This is a genomic window from Desertihabitans brevis (genome assembly GCF_003327535.1).
In the GTDB taxonomy this organism is placed as follows: Bacteria; Actinomycetota; Actinomycetes; order Propionibacteriales; family Propionibacteriaceae; genus Desertihabitans; species Desertihabitans brevis.
In genome coordinates this window covers 212,556-226,874 of record NZ_QOUI01000001.1, presented here as the reverse complement: position 1 = coordinate 226,874, position 14,319 = coordinate 212,556, and the positions used below count along the sequence as shown (strand labels likewise).

The 14,319-nt window shown below is 75.2% G+C and carries 12 protein-coding genes; 5 read left to right on the top strand and 7 right to left on the bottom strand.

All coding sequences use genetic code 11. The features are described 5' to 3' along the window. Positions 1-6 precede the first annotated feature (6 nt). From DT076_RS01000 to DT076_RS00990, 3 genes are all read right to left on the bottom strand, one after another. Positions 7-792: an electron transfer flavoprotein subunit beta/FixA family protein gene (locus tag DT076_RS01000; RefSeq protein WP_198671679.1), complete on the bottom strand. Its 786-nt coding sequence runs from the start codon at positions 790-792 to the stop codon at positions 7-9. A gap of 63 nt (positions 793-855) precedes the next feature. Further along, the gene (locus tag DT076_RS00995; RefSeq protein ID WP_158548010.1) at positions 856-1,590 is read right to left on the bottom strand and encodes an acyltransferase; all 735 of its coding nucleotides are present in this window, start codon (positions 1,588-1,590) and stop codon (positions 856-858) included. Continuing rightward, complete coding sequence (locus tag DT076_RS00990) at positions 1,587-2,573, bottom strand: class I SAM-dependent methyltransferase (protein WP_114124784.1); 987 nt, start codon at positions 2,571-2,573, stop codon at positions 1,587-1,589. The genes DT076_RS00995 and DT076_RS00990 overlap by 4 nt, the downstream gene beginning before the upstream one ends. Before the next feature lie 49 nt (positions 2,574-2,622). Between DT076_RS00990 and glgX the strand changes: the two genes are divergently transcribed. Beyond that, complete coding sequence (glgX, locus tag DT076_RS00985) at positions 2,623-4,707, top strand: glycogen debranching protein GlgX (protein ID WP_407642695.1); 2,085 nt, start codon at positions 2,623-2,625, stop codon at positions 4,705-4,707. Positions 4,708-4,853: 146 nt separating this feature from the next. Then, positions 4,854-5,225, top strand: a complete 372-nt coding sequence (locus DT076_RS00980; RefSeq protein ID WP_147264023.1) for a hypothetical protein — start codon at positions 4,854-4,856, stop codon at positions 5,223-5,225. A gap of 91 nt (positions 5,226-5,316) precedes the next feature. Here DT076_RS00980 and DT076_RS00975 read toward each other — a convergent pair whose 3' ends face one another. Together DT076_RS00975 and DT076_RS00970 are read right to left on the bottom strand one after the other, a co-directional pair. Beyond that, the gene (locus tag DT076_RS00975; protein WP_114124782.1) at positions 5,317-6,267 is read right to left on the bottom strand and encodes an aminoglycoside phosphotransferase family protein; all 951 of its coding nucleotides are present in this window, start codon (positions 6,265-6,267) and stop codon (positions 5,317-5,319) included. Beyond that, positions 6,264-6,815 carry a GNAT family N-acetyltransferase gene (locus DT076_RS00970; RefSeq protein WP_158548009.1) on the bottom strand — a complete coding sequence of 184 codons (552 nt, stop codon included), beginning with the start codon at positions 6,813-6,815 and terminating at the stop codon, positions 6,264-6,266. The genes DT076_RS00975 and DT076_RS00970 overlap by 4 nt, the downstream gene beginning before the upstream one ends. A gap of 113 nt (positions 6,816-6,928) precedes the next feature. On the opposite strand from DT076_RS00970, the gene DT076_RS00965 reads away from it, so the two are divergent. Next, a complete protein-coding gene (locus tag DT076_RS00965; protein WP_147264022.1) occupies positions 6,929-7,663 on the top strand; it encodes a hypothetical protein in 735 nt (244 codons plus the stop codon). Between the two features lie 16 nt (positions 7,664-7,679). Here the strand turns inward: DT076_RS00965 and DT076_RS00960 are convergent, their stop codons facing one another. Both DT076_RS00960 and DT076_RS00955 read right to left on the bottom strand, forming a co-directional pair. Then, the gene (locus DT076_RS00960; protein ID WP_114124779.1) at positions 7,680-9,062 is read right to left on the bottom strand and encodes a Tat pathway signal sequence domain protein; all 1,383 of its coding nucleotides are present in this window, start codon (positions 9,060-9,062) and stop codon (positions 7,680-7,682) included. 120 nt (positions 9,063-9,182) lie between these two features. After that, positions 9,183-12,341 carry a BTAD domain-containing putative transcriptional regulator gene (locus DT076_RS00955; protein ID WP_158548008.1) on the bottom strand — a complete coding sequence of 1,053 codons (3,159 nt, stop codon included), beginning with the start codon at positions 12,339-12,341 and terminating at the stop codon, positions 9,183-9,185. A 150-nt stretch (positions 12,342-12,491) separates the two neighbouring features. Between DT076_RS00955 and DT076_RS00950 the strand changes: the two genes are divergently transcribed. Then, entirely contained in the window at positions 12,492-13,454 is a 963-nt protein-coding gene (locus tag DT076_RS00950) for an alpha/beta fold hydrolase (RefSeq protein WP_114125183.1), read from the top strand. After that, the gene (locus tag DT076_RS00945; RefSeq protein ID WP_158548007.1) at positions 13,442-14,299 is read left to right on the top strand and encodes a CPBP family intramembrane glutamic endopeptidase; all 858 of its coding nucleotides are present in this window, start codon (positions 13,442-13,444) and stop codon (positions 14,297-14,299) included. The genes DT076_RS00950 and DT076_RS00945 overlap by 13 nt, the downstream gene beginning before the upstream one ends. Positions 14,300-14,319: the final 20 nt, after the last annotated feature.

Here is a 14,319-nt window from a genome sequence, read left to right as displayed (position 1 = left end):
TCCTCCTCAGACGTACTTGCCGGCGGTCAGGAACTCGGTCAGCGCGGCGGCGCCGGAGCCGTCGCTGTCGGTGACGACCCGGCCGGCCTGCCGCGGCGGACGCGGCGCGGTCTCGCGCACGGTGGTCAGCGCGGCCGCCGCGCCGACCGCGTCGGCCTCCAGCCCGAGGTCGTCGAGGTCCCACTCCTCGACCTTCTTCTTCTTGGCCGCCATCACGTTCTTCAGACCCGGGTAGCGCGGCTCGCCGGACTGGTCGGTGACGCTGAGCACCGCCGGCAGCTCAGCCTGCACCCGCTGGCTGGCGGTGTCGCCGTCGCGGACGACGGTGAGCGTGCGCCCGTCGAGCTCCACGGTGTGCGCCAGGGTCAGCCCGGGCCAGCCGAGCCGTTCGGACAGCATCGCCGGCAGCACCCCCATCACGCCGTCGGTGGAGGCCATCCCGGTGATGACCAGGTCGGGCTCGAGCTTCCGGATCGCGGCCGCGAGGACCAGGCTGGTGCCCAGCGCGTCGGAGCCGGCGATGTCGTCGTCGCAGACGTGGACGCCGGAGCTGGCGCCGATCTGCAGGGCCTTCTTGATCGCGTCGGCGGCGTCGTCGGGGCCCATCGTCAGGGCCACCACCTCGACCTCGTCGTCGGAGGCCTCGGCCAGCCGCAGCGACTGCTCGACGGCGTACTCGTCCAGCTCCGACAGCCGGCCGTCGGTGCCCTCGCGGTCGACCGTCCCGTCCTCGCTGAAGCCCCGCTCACCGGTCGCGTCCGGCACGTACTTCACCAGCGTCACGATCCGCATCGCTCTCCTCCTCCGTGAGGTCGCCCGGCCTGGCCGGGCAGCTGCCGCCGGGCGTCATGTTACTCAGGGGTAACCAGCCGGTGGCAAGCCCGCCACCAGCCGCCGCACCCGCTCCAGGGCCTGTTCGCCCAGGCCGTCGACATAGGCCCGGACATCGGCCTGCTCCCGCCACCGCTGCGCCCGGTCGGCCACCACCCGGCCCGGGACGCCGGCCACCACCGAACCCGGCGGGTAGACCCCGCGGGCCACCGCGTGCGCGGCCACCACGCAGCCCTGCCCCAGCTCGGTCCCGCGCACCACGGTGACGCCCGTGCCCAGCCAGCAGTCCGGGCCGATCGAGACCGGCGAGCGCACCAGGCCCTGGTCCTTGATCCGCACCCGCGGGTCGGTGAAGTCGTGGTCGAAGTCGCAGACGTAGACCCGGTCGCCGATGATCGTGGCCTCGCCGATGGAGACGTCGAGGTGGGCGTTGACGGTGAGTCCCGCGCCCAGCACGCACTTGGGCCCGATCGTCACGGTGCCCTCGTGGGCGCGCAGGGTGACCCCGTCGGCCAGGTGGGTCCAGGCCCCGATCCGGAGCCGGCCGACGCCGCGGGCGACCTCGAGGCGGACGCCGCGGCCGAGGAAGACGAAACCCTCGAACTCGACGTCGGGGTGGCGCAGCCGGGCCAGCCGGTAGCGCACCCAGGAGCGCAGGTAGACCGGACGCAGCCAGCGCCGGCGGACCAGCCAGCGCAGCGTCGACCAGGCGCCCGTGCGCCGAACCGGTGCGCCGTCGGTGGCCGCCGCCTCGCTCACCGTGGCCGGAACCCGGTCACCGACACGTTGTAGAACACCGCCTGGGGCACCACCCGGGCCAGCCGGCGGTCGACCCGGTCCAGCGCCCGCCAGGTGCGGTAGGCGAAGGAGCGCCAGCCCCATCCGAGCCGCTCCTCCGGCACCGCCGCCTCGAAGGTGCGCACCGGCCAGCCCCACCACGAGGCGAGCAGCTCGTCGCCGTGGGTGCGCACCCCGGCCAGGCCCGACTCGCGCACCAGCGCGGCCAGCTCGTCGGGGTCGAAGGTGTGCAGGTCGACCACCGCCTCCAGCGCGGCGGCGCGGCTCGACTCGTCCAGCTCCTGCTCCGGGCGCGCCCAGCCCGACAGCGCCGGGACACGGCTGGTCACCGCGCGGGTGGTGTGCCAGGTGAGGGTGGAGAGCCGGCGGGCGATGGTGTGCCCGACCTTCGTCGGCTCGCCGCAGACCACCAGCCGCCCACCCGGCTTGAGCACCCGGTGCATCTCGGCGAAGGCGGTCCGCAGGTCGGGCAGGTGGTGGATGACCGCGTGGCCGACCACCAGGTCGAAGCTGGCGTCGTCGAAGGGCAGCCGCTCGGCGTCGGCCACCCGGCCGGTGACGTCCAGCCCGAGCTGGGCGGCGTGGTCGAGCGCGACCTCGACCATGCCCTCGGAGATGTCGGTGACCACACCGCTCTCGACCAGCCCGGCCAGCATGAGGTTGAGGGTGAAGAAGCCCGTGCCGGCACCGATCTCGAGGCTGCGCCCGTACGGCTGGGCCGGACGTCCGCCGACGGCCTCGAACCGGTCGCGGGCGTAGTCGACGCAGCGCTGGTCGAACGAGATCGACCACTTGTCGTCGTAGCTGCCCGCCTCCCAGTCGTGGTAGAGCTCCTGGGCCAGCTTGGTGTCCGACCACGCCGCCTCCACCTGCTCGGCGGTGGCCGTCCGTCGTGGGCGCTCCCGGCCGCCCCGCGGGGCCTCCGGCACCTCCTGCTCGGTCATGGCCGTCACTGTAACGACGCGCACCGGTCCGGCCGCCACCTCGGCTAGCGTGACCCGGGTGAGCACGACCCGACCCGACCAGACGTCGCTGGGCGCGCGGCCGACCGCCACCGGGACCCGCTTCGCGCTCTGGGCACCCGGGGCGAGCGCGGTGCAGCTCTGCCTGGTGGCCGAGGACGGTGGCGAGCGGCGGCTGGACACCGTCCCCGCCGACGACGGCACCTGGCAGCTCGAGGTTCCCGGCGTCGGGCCGGGTCAGCGCTACGGCTACCGGGCCGCGGGACCGTGGGAACCCGCCCGCGGACTGCGGTTCAACCCGGCGAAGCTGCTGCTCGACCCGTGGGCCCGCGCGGTCAGCGGCTCGCTCGACCTCGACGGCGCCGTCCGCGACCACCTGCCCGGCCAGCCCGGGCGGATCGACGACGCCGACTCGCTGGGTGCGGTGCCGCTGTCGGTGGTCGTCGGGGAGGTGCCACGGCCGCGCCCGCTGGCCGGGCCGCGTCCCACCGACCCCGTGGTCTACGAGGCGCACCTGGCCGGGACGACGCGCCTGCACCCCGATGTCCCCGAACGGCTGCGCGGCAGCTACGCCGGCTTCGCCTCCCCGGCGGTGGTCCAGCACCTGCGCGACCTCGGCGTCACCACCGTCGAGCTGCTGCCGGTGCAGCACTTCGTCACCGAGCCCCACCTGGTGGCCAAGGGGCTGACCAACTACTGGGGCTACAACACGGTCGGCTTCTTCGCGCCGCACGCCGGCTACTCCTCCAGCGGCGATCGCGGCGGGCAGGTGGCCGAGTTCGCCGAGCTGGTCTCGACCCTGCACGACGCCGGGCTGGAGGTCGTCCTCGACGTGGTCTACAACCACACCGGAGAGGGCGACCGGGACGGGCCGACGCTGTCGTTCCGCGGGCTGGGCCCCGAGTGGTACCGCCTGGACGCCGCGGGCCACCAGGTCGACGTCACCGGCTGCGGCAACTCCGTCGACACCTCGCACCCGGTGGTGCTCGACTTCGTCCTCGCCTCGCTGCGCCACTGGGTCACCGAGCTCGGCGTGGACGGCTTCCGCTTCGACCTGGCGCCCACGCTGCTGCGCGACGACCGGCACGCGGTCGACCTGCACCACGCCTTCCTCGCGCAGGTCCGCACCGACCCGGTGCTGTCCGGCGTCCGGCTGATCAGCGAGCCCTGGGACGTCGGCGTCGACGGCTACCAGGTCGGCCGCTTCGGACGTCCCTGGCTGGAGTGGAACGACCGCTTCCGCGACGACGTCCGCGACTACTGGCGTGGCGCCGGTGACGTGCGCCGGCTGGCCACCCGGCTGGCCGGCTCGACCGACCTGTTCGACCCGACCTCACGCGGGACGTCCAGCACCGTCAACTTCGTCACCGCCCACGACGGCTTCACGCTGCGCGACCTGGTCAGCTACCACCACAAGCACAACCGGGCCAACGGCGAGCACGGACGCGACGGCAGCGACGCCAACCGCTCGGTCAACCACGGCGTCGAGGGCGAGACCGACGACGCCGGCGTGGTCGCGGCCCGCCGCCGCCACGCGCGTGCGCTGATGGCCACCCTGCTCGTATCGGCCGGCACGCCGATGATCACCGCCGGCGACGAGCTGGGGCGCACCCAGCAGGGCAACAACAACGCCTACTGCCAGGACAACGAGATCTCCTGGACCGACTGGTCCAAGCCGTGGAGCGACCTGCACGCCCTGACCCGGGAGCTGCTGCGGCTGCGCCGGGAGCACCCGTTGCTGCGCCCGCCGCTGCACCCGGTCGGCCGTCCCGTGCGCGACGCCACCGGCGCCGACCTGGGCCGGCTCGACCTCGCCTGGCTGACCGGGGCCGCCGCGCCGTCCGCACCCGGTGGGGTGGAGACGATGACCGAGCAGCACTGGCACGACCCGCACCGCCAGCTGCTCGGCATGTACCTCTCCGACGCCGAGGAGGCGCTGCTGGTCTGGTGCCACTGCGGTGGGCAGACCGTCGACGTCCCGCTACCCGGCGGTCTGCTGGGCACCGGCTGGCGCCTGCTGCTCGACGCCGGCGGCGACAGCGTCCTGGTCGGCGGCCGGCTCCGCCTGGCCGCGCCGACGGTCGCGGTGCTGCAGAGCACCGACCTGCCGCGCTGAGCCTGCACACCCCGCCGGCACGGCGGTGGCGCAGGAGATCACGGAAGAATGCTCGGCGTCAATTGTCGGTCACCATTCGAGAAATCCGTCGTCGCTATCCCGCCCCCCTTTCACGGGGTAGATCACGGGTTGATAACGTCGGATTCATGAACAACACGAAACGAGCAGCAGCAACCATCGCAGCAGCGGGTGTGCTGGGCGCCGCATCGGTGTTCACCGCGGCCACCGCCAGTGCGGCCGCACCGCCCTACGCCACCGGCACGCCCGACATCACCCACACCGCCACCAACGCCGAGATCGGCGAGGCGCTGGACGTCGCGGGCAACGTGGTCACCATGTGCGGCCTCCTCGGCCCGGTGGCCGTGGCCTGCCAGCTGTCCTACGACGCCCACGGGCCGGGCGAGATGGAGCGGATCTACTACCAGGGCTGCGACCTGGAGTCGCGCACCTGGATCAACCCGAACTCCATCGGCAGCTTCGACCGCTCCTACACCTCCTACGCCGCGGTCAACTGCTGAGGCAGCCAGACGCACCCTCCGAGCCCAGTCCCCATCCCGGGGGACTGGGCTCGGGCCTTGTCGGGAAACGACCCTCGGGTCAGCAGCTGGGTCACCAGCGCGAGCCGGCGGCGAGCAGCACCTCGGCGGTCTCGAGGAAGGGACGGGCCTGCTCCCGCCCGTCCAGCGACCAGAGGAACAGGCCGGTCGAGACCCGCTCGAGGAAGCCCCAGTCCCAGACCACGGCGGGATCGGCGTCCGCCTCGCCCGCCACCGTCTCGCACCACCCGGCGAGCAGGTCCGCCGGGAACCGGCTGGCCAGCAGCTGCGGGCACCAGTCGCGCACGGCGACCCCGAGGTCGTAGGTCGGGTCGCCGACGAAGCCGTCGGGGTCGAGCAGGACGAAGCCGTCCTCGGTGCCGGGACGCGGGGCGAGCACCCGCGCGGCGTTCGCAGCCGCGGCGTCGCCGTGCACCACGACGCAGGCGGACGGGTCGAAGTCGGCCGCCCGGCGGGCCGCGCAGGCCAGCGCCTCCACCACCACGGGCTCGGGGCACGGACGGGCCAGGTCGTGCCAGAGCCGGCTGACGAGCGCGGCCAGACCCGCCGCCTTGTCCTCCGGCGGACCCGCGGCCGCCGACGGGGTGACCTGCCAGGCCCGCCGCAGCAGCCGGGCCAGCCGCACCAGCTGGTCGCCCGGCGGCCAACCGCTGACCTCGAGGGACGTCCCGAGGGCCTCGAGCAGGACGGCCTCGTATTCGGGCGCGTACGCGAGCACCTGCACGTAGCCGTTCCCCGCGGCGCTGAGGAGGGTCTGCACCTGCCGGGCCGAGCCCGTCCCGGGTACGGCCACCTTGACCACCACCGGACGTCCGTCGGCGGCGACCGCCCGCACCACCACGGAGGCCGTCCCGCCCGCGAGCACGCCGGTCACCGTCAGCGACCAGGCCCGTGCGAGGTCGGCCAGCAGGCGAGGCAGCCGGTCGGCCCACCCCGGGTCACCGCCCGCTCCGGCGCGGGCCCGGACGACCGCCGGCACGTCGCCCACGCCGACGCCGCTCACGGGCGCTGACCCGGCTGGGCGGCGGGGACGTCGGACGCCGGCCAGAGGTCGAGGAGGTAGACCCGGTGGGTGACCGGCGAGCCGTCGGAGCGCACCTCCGTCGGGGAGACGAGGGTCCGGGCGTGGGTGAATCCGGCCTTCTCCGCCACCCGCACCGAGGCGGTGTTCTCCGGCTCGACCCGGATCGCCGCCCGGCGACCCACCCGCTCGGTCTGCAGCACCTCGCACACGAGGCGGACGGCCTCGACCGCGACCCCCTGCCCGCGGGCCCACGGGTGCACCGCGTAGGCGAGGTTGACCTCCCCCGGCTCCAGCACCTCGACATCGGGGTCGAAGTCGATGTAGCCGCACAGCCGCCCCGAGCGCCACACCCCGAACCCGCGCTTGCCCGTACCAGCCGCGGCGTTGCGGGCCAGCCGCTCGAAGTGGGCCACCGTCCGGGCGAGGTCGCCGTGGCCGCCGGTGAGCCAGCGCACCGTCAGCTCGTCCTCGCCCCGGCAGTGCTCAGCTGCGTCGGCTGCCACCAGCGGTCGCAGCTCGGTCGTCACGACCCGCACGCTAGGTCGTGCCCTGATGCGCGTCCACCGGGATACCCGTCGATCGCCCGGGCCCGGGTCGCCCGGCACCGCTACGCTCGGCCGGGTCTGGAGGGGGTGGAACCGTGACCGCAGCACCGACCGGACCCGACCCGACGATCGCCTGGGCCCGCGAGCACCTGTCTCCCGCCTACGCCGACGTGCTGGTGGCCGAGCTCGAGGAGGCCAGACGCGACGCCGAGGTGCTCGCCCTGCTGCTGACCGGCTCCGTCGCCCGGCGCGACGCCCTCCCCGGGACCGACCTCGACCTCCGCGTCCTCGTCCGCACCGACGTCGCGCCGGCATTCACCAGATCCGAGCGGTCCGGCGTCCTGGTCGAGCGTGGCGTCACGACCGCACGCACGGCGCACGAGACGCTGCTCGCCGACCCGATGCACGTCTACGCCTACGTCGACGGGATCGCCCTGCACGACCCCGACGGCGCCCTCGCCCGGCTCCGCGCCGAGGCCGAGCGGCTCCGCGAGACGTACCGGACGCCGCCAGAGCGCCGCGACGAGCTGGCCGAGGCGCTGTCGCACCCGGAGGAGAAGATCCGCACCGCTTGCGCTGCCGGCGACCTGCCCCGGGCGACGTACGCGCTGGCGACCGCGTCGTGGCAGCTCATCGAGGCGCTGTGGGCAGCCAACGACCTGCCGCTGCCACCCAACGCCTCGGTCCGTCCGCACCTGCGGGACCTGCGCGGCCCGGCCGACGTCGAGCACCGCTTCGACGACCTGTTCATGACCGAGCCGGTCCGACGGGTCGAGACCGGGCTGGCGCTGCTGGCCTGGATCCGGGGCGAGCTGACCCGGCCCCGCTGACCAGCCCGAGCACCACTCAGCGCAGTCCGTCGACCTGCATCGGGTTGACCGCCCGCTCCCCCATCACCGCCCACGCGGTGGCCCCGGTGTGCTGGTAGGCGAAGTAGCCGAAGCCGAAGCCGGTGTCGAGCGCGCTGCTGGCCGACACCACCCCGCGGTGGCGGATCAGCTGCCCACCGGCGTGCTGCCCCGCACCCAGACGGGCCTGCGCCCGCCGGATCTCGCGGACCAGCCCGACCGCCACCGCGGCGTCCCGGGGTGCGCGGCGGTCGCCCAGGGCGGTGACCAGCTGCGCCGTGCCCTCCAGCCAGACCGCGTCCGGGTCGACCGGAACCCCGTTGTAGACGGCGGTCGAGCTGAGGCTGGCGTCGGAGAAGGTGACGCCGCGGATGGAGACACCGGTCGGCAGCTGGGAGTTCGGCGAGTCCGGGGTGTCGGTGGTGCCGAGCGACTCGCGCGCCCAGTCGAGGGAGGCGGCGTAGGCGGGGTCGCGCAGGGCCAGCCAGCTCCAGGTCTGCGGGTCCAGCGGCAGCGGGTCGCGGTTGATCGTGCTGCCGTCGTCGGAGCCGGTGTAGAAGTAGCCGCCGGCCGGCTCCCACATGATCTCCACGAGGGCCCGTGCCCGCCGTCCGGCTTCGGTCCAGCGCGCACGTCCGGCCGGGTCGGCGGCGCCGAGCGCGCGGAAGAAGGCGACGCAGTCGATGTTGTGCTCGGTCGACACGTTGGGCACCGGCTGGTCGGCGGCGTCCACGCCGAACCGGAAGCCGCCGAGCGCACCGGGGTTGACCGCGCGGCCGAGGATCCACTCCCCGATCCGGCGGGCGCCGTCGAGGTAGCGGCCGTCGCCGGTGCTGCGGTGCAGGTGCAGCAGCCCGATCCCGGGCCAGGCCATGTCGCCCACGGCGGTGCCGAGGAAGCCGAACTGGGACCCGATGTTGGCCGTCTGGTCGGGCCGCACCAGGCCGTACGGCTGCGGGACGCCGTCGTAGAACACGTAGGGGCCGACGTTGTAGGCCTGGCGCAGCCGGCCGTCGTCGTGCTGGGGGTCGTGCTGCTGGGCGAACAGCAGACCGTCGCCCACCACCCGCGCGGTGGCCCGGTCGCCGACCGCCAGCAAGGCGCAGACGGTGAGCGCGCAGTCGTAGACGAAGGCGGTGGAGAACAGCCCGGACTCGTCGGCGTAGCTCTGCGGCAGCCTCGGCAGGTCGGCCAGCCCGGGGTAGGCCGACGTCATCGTCTGCAGGAACCTCGTCCCGTCGGCCACCAGCGCGGCACCCGGCTGGGCTCCGGCGGGCAGCGCCGCACCGGCGCCGAGCGCGCCCAGCCCGGCGGCACCACCGGCGGCGAGGAAGGAACGGCGCCCCAGGACGGGACGGGGACGCGGGGCAGGACCAGGCATGACGAACTCCGTTGTTCGGCGGACCAGATGGGTGCACCGAATACCACCGCCGCCCCGGTGTCAACCGTCCTCGTCGCGACCGGCGGGCCCCGATGGACCCCGGGGGCGGGCGCGACAGGGTCAGCCCGGTGGGGGCAGAAGGTGCACCAGCCGGCGCAGCCGCTCCGACCAGAGCCGGCTGACCCCCCGCTCCGCCGCCCGGGCGGCCGCACGGAACGCCTCGTCAGCCCCGTCGCGATGACCCCTGGCCAGCTCCGCCTCGGCGAGCAGGGTGAGCAGGATCGGGGTGGTCATCCGGGCGCCGGTGGCCCGGTAGCCCTCGACGGCCGCCCGCAGCGTCCCCAGCGCGGTCCGGATCTGCGAGGCCGTGCTGCTCGGGGACGTCGCCGTGGCCCAGGAGCGGACCACGTCGGCCGTGTGCGCGTGCAGGTCGAGCCCGCTGGCCCGGGCCAGCTCGGCCAGCTCGTCGGCGAGGCGACTCGCGACCTCGCGGTCCTCGCGCCCGGCCGCGAGCAGGGCGGCGAACATCACCGCCCCGCCCGCTTCTGCCGGAGCCGACTGGCGCGCCAGCACGAGGCTGCGCTGCGAGACGTCCTCCGCCTCCGCGCTCCGACCCGCGCCGGCGAGAGCCGAGGAGAGCAGAGCGAGCACGGACGTCCGTGGGTGCTCGCGGAAGGCCTCGGCGAGGTCGCGACCCTGCCGGGCCGCCAGCTCGTCGGCGCGGACCAGCTCCGCGACGGCCTCGTCGTCGTCACCGCGGAGCCAGCCCACGGCTCCCCGTGACATCCGACCCAGCAGCTCGAACCACTGCCCCGCCGGCCCCGGAGCCGTCGAGCGTTCCAGCAGGACCTCGCCCAGGGCGGCGGCGCCGTCGAGGTCGCCGGTCACGGTCAGCCAGGACAACCGGTGGTAGAGGGCGGCGACCATCTCCTCGTCCGGCTCGGTGCGCAGCGCCAGGTGCTGGGCCCGGGAGAGGGCACGGTTGGCCTCCGCACTGCCCCACCCCTCCCGCACGGCCACGGTGGAGCCGAGCCGGGACTGCACGGCGAGCTCCCAGCGGTCGCGCTCGACGCCGGCCGGCAACCGGGTGGTCAGCGCCAACGCCTGCCGCAGCAACCGCTCCGCGTGCTCCAGGGCCGTCTGCGCGGCGGCCCGCCGCGAGGCCTGCAGCAGCGCCGGGAGCGCGGCCGCCGGCCCGGCGACCTCCGCACCGAGCAGCAGGTGGCGGGCGAGCTCGTCGACGCCGGTGTGGTGGCGACCGGTCGCCAGCTCGACCCCGACGGCCGCGTGCAGCCGGGCGCGCGCCACCGGTCGCAGCTGCTCGTAGAGGGCCTCGTGGACGAGGGCGTGGGTGAAGCAGACCCGCGGCGTGGGGAGCAGCTGCTCGGTCACGAACCCGGTCTCCACGGCCTCGGCCAGGGCCGCGTCCAGCTCGGTGGTGGGCAGGCCGCTGACCTGCTCGAGCAGGGTGAGCTGGGCCTCCCGTCCCACCACCGCGGAGACCTCGAGAAGGCGTCGGGTGAGGGGGCTCAGGGCGGCGAGCCGATCTCGCAGCACCGCCACCACCGTGGTCGGGACGCCCGCCGCGGGGTCGGTGGAGGCGGTGGCCGGGCGCTCGTCGAGCAGACGGGCCAGCTCGACCAGGAAGAAGGGGTTCCCGTCAGCCCTCGCGGCCACCGCATCCACTCGGTCGCCGTCCAGGGGCCGCCGCAGCCGCCGGCTCAGCAGCAGCCTGGCCTGCTCGGGCGGCAGACCGGTCAGCCGGATCTGGTGGGAGTCCTCGCCGGCCAGCCGCGCCAGCAGCCGGGTCAGCGCCGTCGTGGCGGGCGGACCGGGCGAGCGCAGGGTGCACACGAGCACCAGGGACGAGCCGGCGGCCACCTCGGCGACCGCGCCGAGCAGCTCCAACGACAGGGGATCCGCCTCCTGCAGGTCCTCCAGGACGACCAGCAGCCGCTGCCGGCGCGCCTGGTCGGCGAGGAGCTCGGCGAGGTGCTGGTGCCGGGCGGCCCGGTGGCCCGGCAGCGACGCCGCCGGCACCGCCGCGGCCTCGGGCGCGGTGCCGGCGACGAGGTCCGCGTCGCGGTGACCGGACAGCTCCGGCAGCGCCCGCAGCACCGGCGTCCACAGCCAGTAGGGGTGCGTGCCGGCCGGGCCCTGGCCCCGGCCCCACACCGTCGCCAGACCCCTCCGCCGGGCCCGGGCTGCCACGTCCTGGCACAGCGTCGTCTTGCCGATCCCGGCCTCCCCGGTCACCAGCCACACGGACCCGCGGCCCTCCTCGGCTGCGGCCAGCGCCGACTCGAGGCGCCGCAGCGGGACGTCCCGGCCGATGCTGACGTCCGCCGGGCCGTCGGCCGCATCCGCGCCGGTGCCGGTCGCCGTCGGCACCGACGTCCGCGCGGGCCTCAGCTCCAGGTCGGCGTCCTGCTGCAGCAGCCGCACGTGCAGGCGGCGCAGCTGGGGGCCCGGGTCGATCCCCAGCGTGTCGCCCAGCCGCCGTCGGAAGCGCTCGTAGGCCGTCACCGCCTCCGCCTGGCGGCCGCACCGGTAGAGCGCCAGCAGGTGCAGCGCCTGGGAGCGTTCCCGCAGCGGGTGCTCGCTGAGCAGGTCGATCGTGTGCAGCAGGGCCGTCTCGGCGTCGTCGGTCCGGAGCAGGGCGTCGACGTGGCGCTCACGGGTGCTGAGGACCTGCTCGGCCAGCCGCTGGACCTCCGCGGCTCCGGTCGACGGCAGCTGGTCGACGACGTCGGACAACGGTTCGCCGCGGACCAGGCGGAGGGCGCGGCCCGACAGCGCCACCGCGGCGCGCGGGTCGGGGTCCAGCTGCTCCTCGGCCGCCGCCGAGAGCCTGCTGAAGAGCTCGGTGTCCACCGCCAGGTCGGGGGCCTCCAGGAGGTAGCCCGGCGGCTGCCGCCGGATCCGCAGCCCGCGCGCCGGGGCAGCCGCCGCCGGGTCGGCACCCTCTCCCAGGATCCGGCGCAGCCGCGACACGTAGGCCTGCAGGGTGGCGGTGGCGGTCTCGGGCGGGTCGTCGCCCCACAACCACTCCAGCAGCCGGCCGACCGACACGGTCCGGCCGGGCTCCAGCGCCAGCCGCGCGAAGAGCGCACGGGCCTTCGGGGAGGGGAAGGCGACCGGTCGGTCCGCGACCAGCGCCTGGACGGGTCCGAGCAGCCGGACGAGCGGCTGGAGGTCGGCGTCCGGCCCGGTCGGGGCCGTGCGGGCACGCGAGCCGGCACTGCCGACCACCGCGTCCCTGGCGCCTCCGACTGGCACAGCGAAGTCTTGCACGGTGGGCCCCGGCTGGGGTGTGGTTCGGGAGGGGCACGCCGACGGGTCTGCAAGCGTCCTGCAAGCCGGTGCGGTCAGAGTTCTCCCAGGTCGGCCACGAGCGGGGGGTCGTGGCCGCCGGAGCGGAAGGAACTGATGAACGAGGACACCACGACCGGGGACCCGGCGGTCCCCCGCCGGCCCGGAGAGCAGGACGACCGTCCGTCGAGCGGCTGGCCGCCGTCCGCGACGTCGCGCACCGTCGACATCGGCGGACCCGTGCACTACCTGGACTTCGCCGGTCCGGCCGGCGGACCGGTCCTGGTCTGCATCCACGGCCTCGGCGGCTCGGCGCTGAACTGGGGGTCGCTGGCGCCGCTGCTCAGCCACCTCGGCCGCGTCTGCGCCGTCGACCTCGTCGGCCACGGCGCGAGCCGCAGCCGCACGCGGGGGAACGCGATCGAGGACGACCTGCGGGTGCTGGAGACCTTCCTGGCCGAGGTGTGCCGCCGACCGGTGGTGCTGGTGGGTCACTCCCTCGGCGGCGTGCTCGCCCTGCTGCTCACCGCTCGCCGGCCCGACCTGGTCGAACGGCTGGTCCTGCTCGGCCCGCCGGTGCCCCGGCTCGAGCGGGGGGCGCTGGACCTGCCCCTGGCGCTGCGCCTGCTGGCGCTGCGCATCCCGGGCGTCGCCGCCCTGGTGGCACGCAGCCTGCGCCGGCTGACCCCGGAGCAGGTGGTGGACCAGCAGCTGCGGGACGCCACCCCCCACCACACCCGGATCGCACCGGAGGCGGTTGCGGCAGCGGTCGCCGAGACCGGGCGGCGCATGCGGGGCCCCGACTGGTCCGCCGCGCAGCGCTCGCAGTGGCAGGCGATCCTGGGGGTGATGGGCCTGCTGGTGCGCCCGGCGGCGATGGCTCGCCGGCTGGCACCGCTCCGGCTGCCCGTCCTGTGGCTGCAGGGTGAGGACGACCCCAAGGCGCCGGTGTCGACGGCCAGGAGCTGGGCCGCGGCCCGGACCGACTGGGTGCTCAGGACGGCGACCGACGTGGGCCACGTGCCGCACCTGGAGGACCCCGGCTGGACCGCCCGCACCGTCGAGGAGTGGCTGGGGTGATGACCTCGCTGCGCCGCCACCCGTTGGCGACCTTCCTCGTGCTGGCGTTCGGCCTGCCCTGGCTGGTGTGGGTGCCCCGTGCGCTGGGCGTCCCGGTCGGCGTCCTCGACCCGCTGTCGACGTGGCTCGTCGCGGTCGCCGCGGTGCTGGCGGCGCTGCTGAGCGGTGGCCGCGCCGCCCTGCGGGACCTCGGCAGGAGGCTGCTGCGCTGGCGGGCGGGCTGGGTCTGGTACGCGGTCGTGCTGGTCGGACCGGCGCTGTTCACGCTGCTGGTGACCGGGGTCGTCGTGCTGCTGGGAGGTCGCTGGGCGGACACTGCTCCCCCGTTGCTGGTCCAGGGGAGCTGGGCCCTGCTGCTGGCCTTCCTGCTGGTCGCCACCCTCACCGACGGTCTCGGCGAGGAGGTGGCCTGGCGCGGGTTCGCCCTGCCGCGGCTGCTGGAGCGCCTCCGGCCGGTGCCGGCCAGTCTGCTGCTGGGGCTGGTGTGGGGGTTGTGGCACCTGCCGCTGCTGTGGACCGAGGGTCGGGTGCTCTACCAGCAGCCGCTCTGGCTGCTGCTGCTCGACATCACCGCGAAGTCGGTCCTGTTCACCTGGGTGTTCGTCCACACCGACGGCAGCGTGCTGCTCGCCGCGTTGTTCCACGCCGCCACCAACGTCTTCGTCGTCTCACCTCCCGTGCCCGCCGACGGCGACCTCACCCTGCCCCTGGTGGCGCTCGGGCTGAAGTGGGTCCTGGTCGCGCTGGTGCTCGGTCGCGGTGGTCTCCGCGGAGCGGTCGGGCGGACGGAACGGGTGGGCGGTCCGTCGCCGGCCGGCGGAGCAGGCGGCCACCGGAGCACCTGAGTCGACCGGCTGCCCGGTCC